This window comes from Shewanella sp. ECSMB14102, assembly GCF_000813075.1.
GTDB lineage: Bacteria > Pseudomonadota > Gammaproteobacteria > Enterobacterales > Shewanellaceae > Shewanella > Shewanella indica.
In genome coordinates, this window is the sequence record NZ_JWGX01000008.1 from 34600 (window position 1) to 49076 (window position 14477).

Here is a 14477-nt window from a genome sequence, read left to right on the forward strand (position 1 = left end):
ATTAATACTTAGTACCGCCAAGCTCTTGGGCTTGATTGATAATGTGGAAAATCACGTTCTGCTCCATTACACCCTGCACCAGATTGGCGCCGGGGCCTGTGGCGTGCAGACTGATGTCTTCACCGGCGTGGGTTTCACTTCCCATAGGAATAAGAGCTTGTTGGATAAAGTCTTTGTCTTGAGTGTCCACTGAGGTTAGGTCGTCACGGTTCCCCACAACGGCGCCCGGGCCATTGGTGTAACCCAAGGTAGTGTATGGCTTGCCGTCAAGGGCAGTAGAAAGGTTTCCGTCTACGCCGTGTACCAGACCCAGAATAGGGTTACCCCGCTTCGGATAACCTGCGATGGTGAACACGTGGCTGTGGTCGGCGGTGACCAGAATGAGCGTCTCTTCCGGGTTGGTGTTTTCTACCGCCGCCTTAACGGCGTTGGAGAGTTCCACCGCATCGGCCAGGGCGCGCTTGGCGTTACCGGCGTGGTGACCATGGTCGATACGACCCGACTCGACAATCAGCAGATAGCCCTTGTCGTTCTTCTGCAAAATCTCGATGGATTTCGCTGTCATCTGGGTCAATGAAGGTTCACCGCCCACATCATCGGCGCGGTCCGCTTCATATTCCATGTGGGAGGAGTTGAACAAGCCCAGCAGGTGATCTGTGGTGCCGGCATCTATGGCGTCAAACTCCGTGCTGTTCCACACATAGGCGGCGTTGTCCAGGTTGTCGACCCAAGCCTTGGTCAAGTCCAGGCCATCCTTACGTTGCCCTTTCTTGTTCTCGCCATCAGTCACGGTTTCAGGAATAAAGGCGCGGCGACCGCCGCCCAGGGCGACTGACAGGGCATTGTCTTTATCGCGCATCACCATCTGGTAGGCGATATCTTTACACTCGTTGGCTACCGCTTCGGCAGGCAGCTTGGCGTCAGATTCCCAGTCGCGCTCCGGGCTATGGGCATAGGTTGCTGCCGGGGTGGCGTGGGTGATACGTGCAGTGCTCACCACACCGGTAGATAAGCCTTTGGCATTGGCCAGATCCACCAGAGTCACCAGCTCATTACCTTTGGATGACAGGCAGTTGCCACGAAGGCTCTGTTCGGATACCGAAATCACCCCCGCTTTGGACTTTACCCCAGTCGCAATGGCCGTCATGGTGCCGGCACTGTCCGGTGTTTGCTGGTTGGTGTTATAGGTCTTGATCAATGCGGTATGATCAAACTTCTCAAAACTCAGGAAGTTCTCTTCACCGCCCTGGTTACCGGCTATCTGCTGCCCTTGGAAGATACGCGCGGCAGTCAAAGTGGAGATCCCCATGCCGTCACCGACAAACAAAATCACATTTTTGGCTTTTGCTTTTGATTCTAATGTAGCCTTGTCTGACACGCGCTGAGCGCTTTCCTTATACCAATGGCTGTCAGTTTGAACACTGGGTAACACGGCGCTGTTGGCCGCCATGGTTACCAGGCTGCAAGAGATCAACGCAGCTAATCTATTTTTCATCACTTTCATCATCCGTATTGGGTTGAAGTAAATTGGTCGCAAGTAAAGGTAGAGCGGCCTGATTGTCTAAGATCCAGATGACAGATTTGGTTAATCAAGATTGCAGTTATGTGAAGGGCTTTGTCTGGACGGCACAAATTAAAGAAAAAGCTGTTTTTTTTTGGCCAAGAAACCTGAATGGGTATTGAGTGGGGGAAGGCTGCTGTTTGTTCCGGTATCGAAAAACCATAATGACTGGAGGCACCTAAATCATCTGCATATCAAAAAAGGAGCCAATGGGCTCCTTCGATGATTAGATTTCTTAGCGCTATCAGGACGTTTGCTTGGCCTGCTCTTTCTGACGCTGTTTTTGCTCGCGGCGCTTATGGATCACTTCTTTGACATCGGCGCCTATGTGGGCCTCACCGCGATGCTTGGCCAGTTGCATCTGTCGCTCACGCTCGATAAAGCGCCGGCGCTGCTTTTCATCCAGCTTATCTATGCAATGGGGACAGCTGACCCCCTGCTCGTAGGCCGGGCTCTGCTTATCGGCCTCGGTTATCGGCATCCGGCAGGCATTACACTGATCGTACTGACCTTTTTGCAGCTGGTGATCCACTGAAACCCGGTTATCGAAAACAAAGCACTCTCCCTGCCACAGACTCTGCTCTTCGGGCACATCTTCCAGATATTTGAGGATCCCGCCTTCGAGGTGATATACCTCATCAAAGCCTTGTTGCTTAAGGTAGGCAGTGGACTTTTCACAGCGGATCCCGCCGGTGCAAAACATGGCTACTTTCTTGTGCTTGGCCGGATCCAACTGCTGCTTCACATATTCCGGGAACTCGCGGAAAGTCTCGGTCTCGGGATTGACGGCATTCTTGAAGGTACCAATTTGCACTTCATAGTCATTGCGGGTATCAACCAGCAACACATCGGGATCGGAGATCAGCGCATTCCAGTCTTGAGGTTTGACATAGGTGCCGACCACTTCTCTGGGATCTATGCCTTCCACCCCCATGGTGACTATCTCTTTCTTGAGTTTGACCTTGGTGCGATAGAACGGCATCTCTTCATCAAATGAGCGCTTGGAGACGATATTATCCAGGCCATTTTGAGCGTCCAACCAGGCCATCAGGGTATTGATACCGTTTTCCGAGCCGGCCACAGTGCCATTAATGCCTTCGGCAGCCAGCAGCAAGGTGCCGCGAATACCATTGTCTTCCATGGTTTCCAGCAACGGCTGACGCAAAGCCTCATAATCCGGCAGGGAAACAAACTTATATAAAGCACATACAACTATTTTGGACATCATTACCTCAACTTCTGCTGGCTGGAACCTAATTTCCAGTGCATAACGGCGTCACCTTCTGAAACTTTTCTTAAGTGATTTGCCTCCCAAAATGGGGGCGCCATTCTATCCCAATCACAGTAGCGCAAATAGACAGCAAAAGTAGGGTTATTCGGCGATTCCTGCAGCAGGCCGCCATATAGTAGCGGTTTAATCCTTTACATGCGGTTATGAACAGCAACCTTGCCTGCCACCCGAGTGATTCCTACAATGGCTGTTTTCATTGAATTCCAAGGGACTCTTGTGACTCAAGTAAGCAGTCAAACTATTCTGTACAGCTTTCGCCGCTGCCCCTATGCCATGCGCGCCAGACTTGGCTTAATTGCCGCCGACTACTCTGTTGTAGTGCGGGAAATTCTGCTGAAAAATAAGCCGCAGCAGATGCTGGAACTATCGCCCAAAGGCACTGTGCCTGTGATGCAACTCGCTGATGGAAGGGTACTGGACGAGAGCCTGGATATCCTTTTCTGGGCACTGGCACAAGCCGATCCCCACTCATTGCTGCCGCAAAATCCTGAGGAAGAAAACCTTACCTCGGCACTGATTGCAACCAATGACAGGGCATTCAAGCCCTTGCTGGACAGATACAAATACTTTGACCGTTACCCTGAGTTCAGCCAGCAAAGCTATTTCGAGCAAGCGCTCCTGTACTTGCTGCCACTGGAGCAAAGGCTGGTTGAGGCTCAAGAACATCTCGGGCAGCAAAAGCTACAGGGGCAAAAAGAGCAACAACAGCAGGTCATGTTGCTCGGGCGTATGAGCGCAGCGGATCTCGCCATTTTCCCTTTTGTGCGCCAATTTGCCCATGTGGATAGAGCCAGGTTCAATGCAGCCCCCCTGCCCTGTCTTAATCAATGGCTGCAGGCCTGGCTCGAGCACCCTTGGTTTATCCGCGCCATGAAACCCAAACCATTGTGGCTGGAAAGCGGCGAGCAACAGCCGCTTTAGCGCCTGCCGAGTAATCTTGGCAGGCGTTTGCGTGCTGTCGGGATCCCGCCAGGTTTTACAGGTGTGACGGTCTGGGAGCGCTGGTATCATCGCCGGCCAAACGCCGAACTTCGGGGGCCTGGCCCTCAGCGACCGCTTGTTTGTAGTTTTGATGCATACGCACCGCCAAAGCTAAATCAGGCCTGATGATCAAACCATCCTCTGCCACATCTATGCCACTTGCTTCACACCAGCTGAGCAGTTGACGTTTACGGCCCGCCAGTACCAGGCTGACACCGCGGCGCTTCAACAGGTGCGCCAAATCGGCAATCATGGCCATCACACTGATATCCAGATGACTGAAACAGGCCACCGCATCGACTATCACACAGTCCACCGGCTCGGGCTGCTCTTTTAACCTGGCCAGCAACTGGCGTTTGAAATAACCTGCGTTGAAATAGGTCAAGGGTGAGTTGAAACGGTAGATCATGATCCCCGGGATCGCCGTAGCCTTGTCACTGCGGTCGATACTGCGCAGCACCCCTTTGCGATCGACACCAAGCAGCTGCTCAGAGGGTTTCATCACTACCCGGATAAATTGGAACAAGCCCAGCAGCACCGCCAGGGTGATCCCCGGGATCACCCCGATAAAGAGCACGGCCAACAGGGTGATCAGCGCCAGGGTAAAGGCGCCGTTGTCACGCTTTCTCAGTTTCCAGATCCCCTTGATATCAATCAAAGAGAGTGATGCGATAACCAGCACCACCCCGAGCGCCGCCGAAGGGATATATTGCAGCGGCGCAGTCAGGAACAGGGCCACCAGGGCTATCAGCAGCGCCGCTATCACAGAAACCAACTGCGACTTGCCGCCATTGGCATCATTGACCGCGGTGCGCGAATCAGCGCCGCTGATGGCAAACCCCTGAGACAGCGCCGAGGCGATATTGGCTACCCCAAGCGCGCGAAACTCTTTATCGGGATCTATATCGTAGCCGTTTTTGGCGGCAAAGCTGCGCGCCGTCAGCATCATCGAGACAAAGCTCACCATGGCAAGGTTCAGCGCCGGCATCACCAATTCACGACTCAGCCCCAAGTCAAATACCGGTGCCTGAAACTCCGGCAAACCGCCTTCAATAGTGCCGACCACCGCCAGTTGATACTGCTGCAAATCTAGCAGCCATACCAATAATCCGGCCACAGCTATCGCTACCATAGAAGCAGGCAATTGCGGCCGCAGACGCTTGACCAGCAGGAACACCAGCAAGGTGACCAGACTCATGCCCAATGTTGGCCAGTGAGTGCGCGACAGATACTCGGCGCCGCCAGCCAGGCGCTCCAGCAAATAGCGGGAGTCAAAGCTAAAGCCAAAAATCTTCGAAAACTGGCCAACGATAATGGTTATCGCCACCCCGTTGAGCAGTCCCATCAAAATCGGCCGTGAGAGAAACTCGGCAAGCACCCCAAGCCGAAAGCGACTGGCCAGCAGGCACCAGGCGCCCGTCATCAGGGTCATGGTCATCACCAACTGCCAGTGCACCTTGGCATCGCCGGCGGCCAGTGGCGTCACCACAGCGGCTATCACGGCGCAGGTTGCGGCATCCGGCCCCACTATCAGTTGCCTCGATGTACCAAACAAAGCATAAATCATCATAGGTAAAATACAGGAGTATAGCCCGGCAACGGCGCTGACCCCGGTAAGCTGGGCATAGGCGATAGCTACAGGCAAGGCCACCGCGGTTACCGACAAGGCGGCGCGCAGATCATCCCGCAACCATTCTTTTTGGTAATGCAGTAATCCTGCCAGCCCGGGAAGTAATTGAGTCAGCGACTCCCTGGTGTTCCATTGTGGAAAATTAACTCGCATATTCAGCACTCAACTCCGTCAATTTAAGCGCATTCTGTCCTGAGTGGATAATGTAGTGAGCTTATGCCAGGAAGTCATCCAGGGCGAAATAAAATATTCTCACTATTCACTTTTCCATCTTCCTTTGTCAGTAATGTAAAGAAACGACTCTGGGGGATTGGCTTATTGGCCGCCACGACTTAACATAAACCCCCAGCCCCTTTTCGTGGCACGAGTCACATTCCTGACCAAGCATCCAATGCTTTTTGGCCAATATAATGAGGTTAAATTGGATACCCAACCCCAGATAACCAGGCGCACGCCCCAAGGGCTGCATCTGGCCTTGCTTATTCCCATGCTGTCGGCCATCGTGGCGATAACGCCTTTGGCCATCGACATGTATCTGCCGGCCATGGCTACCATAGCCGAGAGTTTCCATTCCGATATCACGACAGTACAGCAGTCTCTGAGCCTGTATCTGGCCGGGTATTCTCTGGGTATGCTTACCTTTGGGCCTTTGGCCGATCGCTTCGGCCGTCGTCCTTTGGTGATCATTGGCCTATCGGGATTTATGTTGGTCAGCCTGGGGTTGGCGCTGTCGCAAACGATAGAAATGTTTTTAAGCCTCAGATTTTTCCAGGCGTTTATCGGCGCCGCCGCTACCGTGGTGATCCCCGGCTATATCAAGGAGGTCTATGGTGACAATACGGCCAAGGGCATGTCCTATGTCAGCCTAATAATGATGCTGGCGCCGCTGCTGGCTCCATCCATAGGCAGCTTAATTTTGGAGCTGGGTGAATGGCATTTGATTTTCTTTATCCTAGCCTGCTATGCCCTGCTGCTGCTCATGCTGGTATTGCTGAAACTGCGTTTGCCATCGGATATGCAAGGCGCCGAGCGCAGCCGCAAGTCATTCTTTGGCGCCTATGCCACCGTCTTTACCCGGCCCGGGGTCAAGCTGCATATTGGCAGCGGCGTGCTGACTTCATTCGCCTTTTTCTGCTACCTGACAGCCTCGCCGTTTGTCTATATGTCGGTATTTAACTTGGATAAGTCTCTGTTTGCCATACTATTCAGTACCAACGTAGGCGCTTTGATGCTGGCCAATATTATCAACTCACGCATTGTTGGTCGCTATGGTTCAAGACGCATGTTGGTTGCCGCCACTATGCTCGGCAGTATTGCCGCTGCCGGGCTGTTACTGGTGAACCTGCTCGACTTGAGTTACCACTTTACTGTGGCCATGCTGATCCCCCTGATGGGATGCCTGGGAGTAATGTCGGTTAACGCCGACGCCATAGTACTGATGAGATTCCAGCAGGAAACCGGCACAGCCACCGCGGTTATCGGCACCCTGAGGTTTGGTTTTGGTGCTCTGGCAGGGCCGCTGCTGGCGCTGTTTTACACGGGGACTGCCGTGCCCTTTGCCGCGCTGATGCTGGCCTCTGTGCTACTGGTGGGGCTGTGCCAGTTCGCTGTCAGTCGCCGCCCTGCGCCCGAATGTCGCAGTACCGGCTCCTAAAATAAAACTGGCGGTAAATCACGCTCAAGCGTTTGAAACCGCTTGAGCGAAAAACGCCGTTTGTCGATTTTCCGCACCCCCAAGAACCACAATTTTCAAAGATTGGGGTCATACACATAGAATCAGCAGCGCTTTATACTAAAGTCTAAAAATATCCTCAATTAATAATAAAACATAATTAATTCAATACATAACAAATTATATTTTCGCAATAACCTACCGCAATCAAGGCCGCTTTTCGGCGGCAAAAATGAAATTTATTCATGCTCATAAAAAAGCCGCTTCCAGGGGCTTGAAAACTTCTCTCTTTCCAATATGATGAAATTCTGTCCATTGGTGACAGAGACCCCTTCCCTACAGGGAGGTGAGCCCCCAGGGCCGGGTCGACAGCTGGCCGGAACTACCCTTCCGGCTTGGATTAGAGCGATAACCGTCGCTGTAAAAGTTACTGTTTACCGTAACGGTATCTTATCAAGGAGTACCAAATGGAGATGCTTTCAGGCGCCAGCATGATAGTGCGTTCGTTAATTGACGAAGGCGTAAAACATATATTCGGCTACCCAGGTGGCTCAGTTCTCGACATCTATGATGCCCTGCATCAAAAATCCGATATAGAACATATTCTTGTCCGCCATGAACAGGCGGCCGTGCACATGGCCGATGGTTACGCCAGAGCCACAGGCCAGGTCGGCGTGGTGTTGGTGACATCCGGCCCGGGAGCGACCAATGCCATTACCGGCATCGCCACCGCCTATATGGATTCAGTCCCTCTGGTGGTGCTTTCGGGCCAGGTGCCCAGTAACCTGATCGGCAATGACGCCTTTCAGGAGTGCGACATGATAGGGATCTCCCGCCCTGTGGTGAAACACAGCTTTTTGGTGACAGACCCCACCGAAATTCCCACCATTATCAAGAAAGCCTTCTATATTGCGGCCAGCGGCCGCCCCGGCCCTGTGGTAGTGGATCTCCCCAAAGACAGTCTCAACCCGGCGATACTGCACGAGTATCAATACCCGGAAGAGATTAAGATGCGCTCCTACAACCCGACGCTTTCGGGTCACAAGGGCCAGATCCGCCGGGGTTTGCAGGCCTTGATGGCCGCCAAAAAACCAGTGCTGTATGTGGGCGGCGGCGCCATTATCTCCGGCTGCCACCGGCAGCTGTTGACTCTGGCCGAACGACTGAAACTGCCTGTGGTCAATACACTTATGGGGCTGGGCGCCTTTCCCGGTTCTCATCACAACAACCTGGGCATGCTGGGGATGCACGGCCTGTATGAAGCCAATATGGCCATGCACAATTCAGATTTAATCTTCGGTATTGGGGTGAGGTTCGATGACAGAACCACCAATAATGTCGCCAAATATTGCCCGGATGCCACCATACTGCACATAGATATCGACCCTTCATCCATCTCCAAGACCATCAAGGTGGATATTCCGATTGTGGGCTCGGCCGATAAGGTGCTGAACGAGATGCTGCAATTACTGGATGAAGACAAGGTAACGCCTCAGGATGACGAGGCGCTGCAACACTGGTGGCAGCAAATTGCCTCCTGGCGCAGCCGCAACTGCCTCGACTATCAGCGCAATGCTGAACGGATCAAGCCCCAGCAAGTGATAGAAACCCTCTATCGCCTGACAAACGGTGATGCCTATGTGGCCTCCGATGTTGGCCAGCACCAGATGTTTGCCGCCCTCTATTATCCTTTCGACAAGCCGCGGCACTGGATCAACTCAGGCGGCCTGGGCACCATGGGATTCGGCTTGCCGGCCGCCATGGGGGTCAAGATGGCGATGCCGGATGAAACCGTCGTGTGCGTCACCGGCGACGGCTCGATTCAGATGAATATTCAAGAGCTTTCCACCGCACTGCAATATGATGTGCCGGTGAAAATCATCAATCTCAACAACCGTTTCCTCGGGATGGTGAAACAGTGGCAGGACATGATCTACTCCGGCCGCCACTCCCATTCCTATATGGACTCAGTGCCTGATTTTGCCAAAATAGCCGAAGCCTACGGCCACGTTGGGATCAATATCGACCATGTGGATGAGCTGGAGAGCAAACTGGCACAAGCCCTGACAATGAAAGACAGGCTGGTGTTTGTGGATATCAGTGTCGATGAAACCGAACACGTCTACCCGATGCAAATTCGTGGTGGCGCTATGAATGAAATGTGGCTGAGCAAGACGGAGAAAAGCTGATGAGACGTCGAATCATATCTGTATTGATGGAAAACCAGCCCGGCGCCCTGTCAAGAGTTGTCGGTCTCTTCTCCCAACGTGGCTACAACATTGAAACCCTCACGGTGGCTCCCACCGATGATCCGACACTTTCCCGGCTCACAGTCGCAGTCGAGGCCGATGAGAGCATTCTGGAGCAGATAGAGAAGCAGCTGCACAAGCTTATCGATGTGCTCAAAGTATCCAACATCACAGAGTCCACCCATGTGGAACGGGAGCTTGCCTTGGTCAAGGTCAAGGCCAGCGGCGCATTGCGGGCAGAGGTAAAACGCACCGCCGATATCTTCCGCGGCCAAATTGTCGATGTAACCGCCAATCTCTACACAGTACAGATGGCGGGCACCAGCGATAAACTGGACGCCTTTATTGCCGCGCTGACCGAGGTCACCAAGGTAGTGGAAGTGTCCCGCTCCGGCGTGGTAGGCCTTGCCAGGGGTGAAAAAGCGATGCGAGCTTGAATCCGGGACTGAAGACCCTGCTGATACCGTTCACTTTACCGTGAGCGGTATTTTCAAACCGAACCAATACGGAATCTGAGTAGCATTAAGGTGAAACCGGCCATACAGGTACCATCTTACTGCCGTGCTCGGCGACTATCGCCATGATCCCCAGCTGCAACTCCTCGGCGACTTCCTGATAAACAGGTAAACTGGTGGTGCCGACATAGGCCAGTACATTCAACTCGAGTCCGGCGTTGCCGAAGCCCTTGAAGGTGACCCGCATCGGTGACTCATCCACCTTCTCATGCTGCTTTAGCAAGGCTTTGATATCATTGATGATCGCCTGCAACTGTTTGGCATCAGTGCTGTAATCGAGACGGATATCTGTCTTAAAACGGATTTTCTCCCGCTCTGAAATATTCTCTATCTCCATTTCGGCCAACTTGGCGTTGGGCATATGAATGACAGAGCGATCCAGAGTTCTGATGCGGGTACAGCGTAGGCCTATCTCCTCCACTGTGCCGCGAACTCCGCCGAAATTGCCAATATTGCCAACCTTGATAGGCGCGGCCGAATAGAGAGTAATGGTGCCAATAAGGTTTTCTATCGACTGCTTCGAGGCCAAGGCGATTGCCAGCCCGCCAATGCCCATCCCGGCCAGTATAGTGCCGGCATTAAACCCCAGGTGCTCGAGCCATAATAAGGTCGCCAGGCTGAGCAGGGCCACCCGCAAAAAATTCCCAAGAGGACGCAACAAGGAGGCCGCCTGTTTGTTGCCTTTGGCTATCCAGCGCTCCCTAAGACTGCTCTGTGCCAGCCCCACCAGCGCCCATATCAACCAAACCGTGGCCAGAATAAAGAAAAAGCCTGTGTTGACTATCTCCTGCATCGCAGCGCTCAAGGTACTGTTGGCAAGCATGGCCCTATCGAGTGCCACAGCGGCAAAGAACCTGAGTGGGCCGCGAATAAAGGCGCCCAATTCAGCCTTGAGCGGGTGTGATGAACGTGAAAGTGGCCATTGCAGCAACCAGGTCAAAGGCACCACGAATAAGAATGCCAGCGCCAGATAGGCCAGCATCATGGCCCATTCCCAAAGATTCAGGGTAAACAGGCGTCCTTCAGGAATGTGCTCGATAAACCACTCCACCACAGGGCCATAGCCCAAGGCCTGGTAAAGTTTTGGGAGCTTGGCAACCGTGGCATTGGAAACCTTCCACAGACTGCCGTATTCAGAGCTCGGCACCCGCTGCAACAGGAGCTGATAGGCCCTTTTTTCGGCTTCCAAACGGGCAAACCCCTCCCGGTAAGCGGGCAGCTTGTCGTCGGTTTTACCCTCTGGGGTATCATCAAGCTCCTGAGGATTGAGCCAGAGATTACGCTCGATAATCGCCAGCAACTGCTTGGCATAGAGTGGCCCCTGCTCCGCAGTCATACCGGCGGGAAGAAAACGCAGATCCAGATACTCGGCCGCGGTTTGATAATCCCCTTCTCGGGCATAATGCATAAAGCCCTGCAGGGCACCTCTGGGGGTATCCCGGAGCAAGGGATCGCGGTACTCATAAGCCCCAGCAGCACTTTGCTCGCTTGACGTTTCCGGCTCAGGTTCGACCGCCGGGCACAACCCTGGCCAGAGCAAAAGAATAAATAATCCTATGCCAATCAACACTCTATTCATTAACGCACTCCTTGCCACTATAAGGTAAGGTACCAATCCATCCGGTGTAATCACTTCAAGTTGTGTTCAAGCCAAAGTGCGTCAGGGAACCATTGGCACCATCAGAAAAAAGAGTAGCAGAAACATGTAGTTCCGGATATGTCGGCCCAATATTTATACTGCTTGACTTGTAGTAAATTATCTATACAATAAGCTGAATTATTAAGGTATCCTCAGCTCGTCCCATCTCGCTCCAGGCCTCTTAAGTAAGTCCGTTCAGTTAATAATTCTTGAGTTTAATTGAAATGTCACACAGCTGTGGTGAACTCTGTGCTGCGGCGATGGTCTGATGTTCTACTGACACCCGAAGTGCCTTTATGCACTTCAGTCTATCGGGGGGCTTGATAAAGGGTGACAAACTGGGTACATTCAATAGTCAAGCAACGCATCTTTCGCAATAAATGCTAAGGATTTTCTATAGTTAAGATTATATACGCCAATACCGGCGCTAACAGAAATAAGGAGTGTGGCCTATGTCATACAAAGTAAACGGACATGAAATCGCAGTAAGTTTTCCTGTAGATTCAATTTCCATCAACAAAAACTCAATCGCCTTTACCGACAGCAAAGGCAAGAAGAAGCAAACCTTCTCAAAGCGTACAGAAACCCTCAAGTTTATGAAGTGGTTGCTGAGCGCCAATAAGTAAGACTGTCGAAATACCCACTCGATACCCCTATCCTCTCACTGTATCGAGCGCTCAGGCAGATTGGACTGTTATCCAGCAGCAATCGGGTAAACATCACATTTGGTCAAGGCCTTTTCCCGTGATCCCGGGAAGCAGCCTGACCAAATGGCGATAAACAGCAAATCAAGCGCCAGATCATTATCCAAGCCTTCCACTTGAATTAAGCTGATGCTTAACAAATTCATCTGTCGGTGTTGTCTTGAATCAATCCATCACAGCCGCTAAAAGCAGCGCGACTAAACCCGGATCCATTAAACCGAATACCACGGAAGCGATGCGTTCATTGCTGGGCGAGATCCGGCGTTGTATTCCACTAAATTTGCCGGAAGCCAGCCTATGCGGTGGGAAATGCCTGGGTTGCTCCAAGAAAATGTTGGAGATGTTGGACACTGAGGTATGCTTTTGGGAGTCCCGTCTCGATGACGAGGTGCCTGGGCTTGCCGATCTCAAATCCTTGCAACGTTTGGCAGAGCGTACTCATAAGATCCTCAAGCGCAACCAGCTGATCTGAAGTCAAGGTTCCCACTCAACCGAATTTACGCCTGTATCTGGGAAGCATGGACTCATTACCAAGGAGCCCCCCCTGATGCAGATACAGTACCTGGCAGTCGCCCTCACGTTGCAAGAAGTCGAGCAACACTTGCCAGCCGAGCGGATCGTACAAAAGCTCAAAGCGGATACCGCTTTGCTCCAGCTCTTGCCAAAGTTGGTAAAACTCGGGGTAACACTTGCCAAAATGATACTTACGCTCGGGTGTAACAATAGTTGGATGCAATGCTTCATCGGGCGATAACTCAAGCAACTGGGTCTTGAGGTAACTGTCTCCGCCGACCACGGCGCAGGTCAGCACTTCAATATCAGCCTGTTGCTCACAAAAATACTTCTGTAGAAACAGTGCCGTTGTACCAGTTCCCGATGGCAGAAACAGCTTGAGGTTATGGGCAGCCTGTTGCTGCTGCCACTGTAAAATCTCGGCGCCCAACTGAGCTACGCCGTATTCGGCATAACTACAGCGGCCCCCTTCGGGAACGAACAGGCTGTGCTCGCACTCAGGTACAATATGCTGCCTGACAAAGTTCTCCAGGGTCATGCCGGTCATCAACTCGGCCTTGGGCGTATTCTTTACGGCAATCACCCGTGCGCCCAATTCCAACGCGGCGCGATAGTTACCCAGGGGGCGCTGCTGCAACCAGTCCGGCAGGTGATCCACATAAAAGTCCAGCTGCCAACCTTTGAGTTTGGCCAGCGCCGCCATAGAGTAGAGTGAGTTGGCCTGGGCCGAGCCATAACCTATCAGGCGCTTGATACCGGGAAAGTCATGGTCGAGGAAATAACGGAACTTGCGCGCCTTATTACCACTGAAACTGGGATGAAGTAGATCATCGCGCTTGATAAACAGCTGATGTCCCCGAAACTCAAAGGCTTGAACCGGGGTTTTATCCAGTTTGAAATCGGCTAAAGGCATGGCAGTGGCGATATATTTCAAGGCTAAGGTGTGCAAGGGATAGCTATTGTATGTGTTTGCCGCCAAGGAGGACAGGGTTCAGGCCACAAATCCTCACAGGCACCAGTAGGCTTTATGCCAACCAAGTGATGGCTTGGTGGCTAATCCATTGCGGCTTCACTCTGTGATGATTATCGCCACTTATTGGTATAAATCACCAATCCCCGCCATCCGTCCAGGCTTAGAAATAGCAACAACCCATATTATTCAACAGGTTATAATTATGGCACGCTTCTGGCTATTAATCGAAATATCCCCAAGCTTTACAGTAAAACTGTGCGGCTGATCTGCCATTTAAAGGAGCACTCAATGGCTATTTTGCGTCTTATTTTTAATATTGCCTGGTTTATTCTTGGCGGCTTTGTCATGGGACTGGCCTGGTGGTTTGTCGGCTTGCTCTGTTTTATCAGTATCATAGGTATCCCATTCGGCCGCGCCTGTTTTGTCATAGGTGAACTGGCATTCTGGCCCTTCGGTCAGGAGCATATCAACCGCGACAGGCTCTCTGGCCGCGAAGACTTGGGCACCGGCGCCCTGGGTATGGTCGGCAACATCATCTGGTTCCTGCTGTTCGGAATTTGGTTGGCGATAGGCCACCTGACCCACGCCCTGGCCTGCTTTGTCACCATCATAGGCATACCTTTTGGCATTCAGCATCTGAAGCTGGCCTTGCTTTCTTTAACGCCCATAGGCAAGACAGTGGTCGCCTCCCACTAATCACAAAGCCCAGGTCGGATATCTGACTCGATTTTGACCTGGGCTCAAACTTC

General features: G+C 52.4%; 12 protein-coding genes. 7 read left to right on the plus strand and 5 right to left on the minus strand.

All coding sequences use genetic code 11. The features are described 5' to 3' along the window. Position 1: 1 nt before the first annotated feature. A complete protein-coding gene (locus tag RC73_RS03625) occupies positions 2 to 1504 on the minus strand; it encodes an alkaline phosphatase (protein ID WP_039033363.1) in 1503 nt (500 codons plus the stop codon). 301 nt (positions 1505 to 1805) lie between these two features. Then, positions 1806 to 2786: an oxygen-dependent tRNA uridine(34) hydroxylase TrhO gene (trhO, locus tag RC73_RS03630; RefSeq protein ID WP_039033453.1), complete on the minus strand. Its 981-nt coding sequence runs from the start codon at positions 2784 to 2786 to the stop codon at positions 1806 to 1808. 282 nt (positions 2787 to 3068) lie between these two features. On the opposite strand from trhO, the gene RC73_RS03635 reads away from it, so the two are divergent. Then, positions 3069 to 3773, plus strand: coding sequence for a glutathione S-transferase (locus RC73_RS03635; RefSeq protein WP_039033454.1), 705 nt, complete (start codon positions 3069 to 3071; stop codon positions 3771 to 3773). 55 nt (positions 3774 to 3828) lie between these two features. On the opposite strand, the gene RC73_RS03640 is transcribed toward RC73_RS03635, so the two are convergent. Beyond that, on the minus strand, positions 3829 to 5616 hold the full coding sequence (locus tag RC73_RS03640; RefSeq protein ID WP_052247978.1) for a SulP family inorganic anion transporter: 1788 nt from the start codon (positions 5614 to 5616) through the stop codon (positions 3829 to 3831). A 268-nt stretch (positions 5617 to 5884) separates the two neighbouring features. Between RC73_RS03640 and RC73_RS03645 the strand changes: the two genes are divergently transcribed. The 3 genes from RC73_RS03645 (at position 5885) to ilvN (ending at position 9821) form a co-directional block, all read left to right on the plus strand. After that, positions 5885 to 7117, plus strand: coding sequence for a multidrug effflux MFS transporter (locus RC73_RS03645; RefSeq protein WP_052247983.1), 1233 nt, complete (start codon positions 5885 to 5887; stop codon positions 7115 to 7117). Between the two features lie 485 nt (positions 7118 to 7602). Beyond that, positions 7603 to 9324 carry an acetolactate synthase 3 large subunit gene (locus tag RC73_RS03650; RefSeq protein WP_039033364.1) on the plus strand — a complete coding sequence of 574 codons (1722 nt, stop codon included), beginning with the start codon at positions 7603 to 7605 and terminating at the stop codon, positions 9322 to 9324. Beyond that, positions 9324 to 9821, plus strand: a complete 498-nt coding sequence (ilvN, locus tag RC73_RS03655; RefSeq protein ID WP_039033365.1) for an acetolactate synthase small subunit — start codon at positions 9324 to 9326, stop codon at positions 9819 to 9821. Before RC73_RS03650 ends, ilvN begins: the two co-directional genes overlap by 1 nt. A gap of 85 nt (positions 9822 to 9906) precedes the next feature. On the opposite strand, the gene RC73_RS03660 is transcribed toward ilvN, so the two are convergent. Beyond that, the gene (locus RC73_RS03660; RefSeq protein WP_039033366.1) at positions 9907 to 11478 is read right to left on the minus strand and encodes a mechanosensitive ion channel family protein; all 1572 of its coding nucleotides are present in this window, start codon (positions 11476 to 11478) and stop codon (positions 9907 to 9909) included. A gap of 512 nt (positions 11479 to 11990) precedes the next feature. On the opposite strand from RC73_RS03660, the gene RC73_RS20940 reads away from it, so the two are divergent. Continuing rightward, positions 11991 to 12164: a hypothetical protein gene (locus tag RC73_RS20940; protein WP_100145745.1), complete on the plus strand. Its 174-nt coding sequence runs from the start codon at positions 11991 to 11993 to the stop codon at positions 12162 to 12164. A gap of 313 nt (positions 12165 to 12477) precedes the next feature. After that, the gene (locus RC73_RS03665; protein WP_039033367.1) at positions 12478 to 12714 is read left to right on the plus strand and encodes a hypothetical protein; all 237 of its coding nucleotides are present in this window, start codon (positions 12478 to 12480) and stop codon (positions 12712 to 12714) included. 15 nt (positions 12715 to 12729) lie between these two features. Here RC73_RS03665 and RC73_RS03670 read toward each other — a convergent pair whose 3' ends face one another. Further along, the gene (locus RC73_RS03670) at positions 12730 to 13668 is read right to left on the minus strand and encodes a pyridoxal-phosphate dependent enzyme (RefSeq protein ID WP_039033457.1); all 939 of its coding nucleotides are present in this window, start codon (positions 13666 to 13668) and stop codon (positions 12730 to 12732) included. 348 nt (positions 13669 to 14016) lie between these two features. On the opposite strand from RC73_RS03670, the gene RC73_RS03675 reads away from it, so the two are divergent. Further along, positions 14017 to 14424 (plus strand): YccF domain-containing protein, encoded by a 408-nt coding sequence (locus tag RC73_RS03675; protein WP_039033368.1) that lies wholly within the window; start codon positions 14017 to 14019, stop codon positions 14422 to 14424. Positions 14425 to 14477 lie beyond the last annotated feature (53 nt).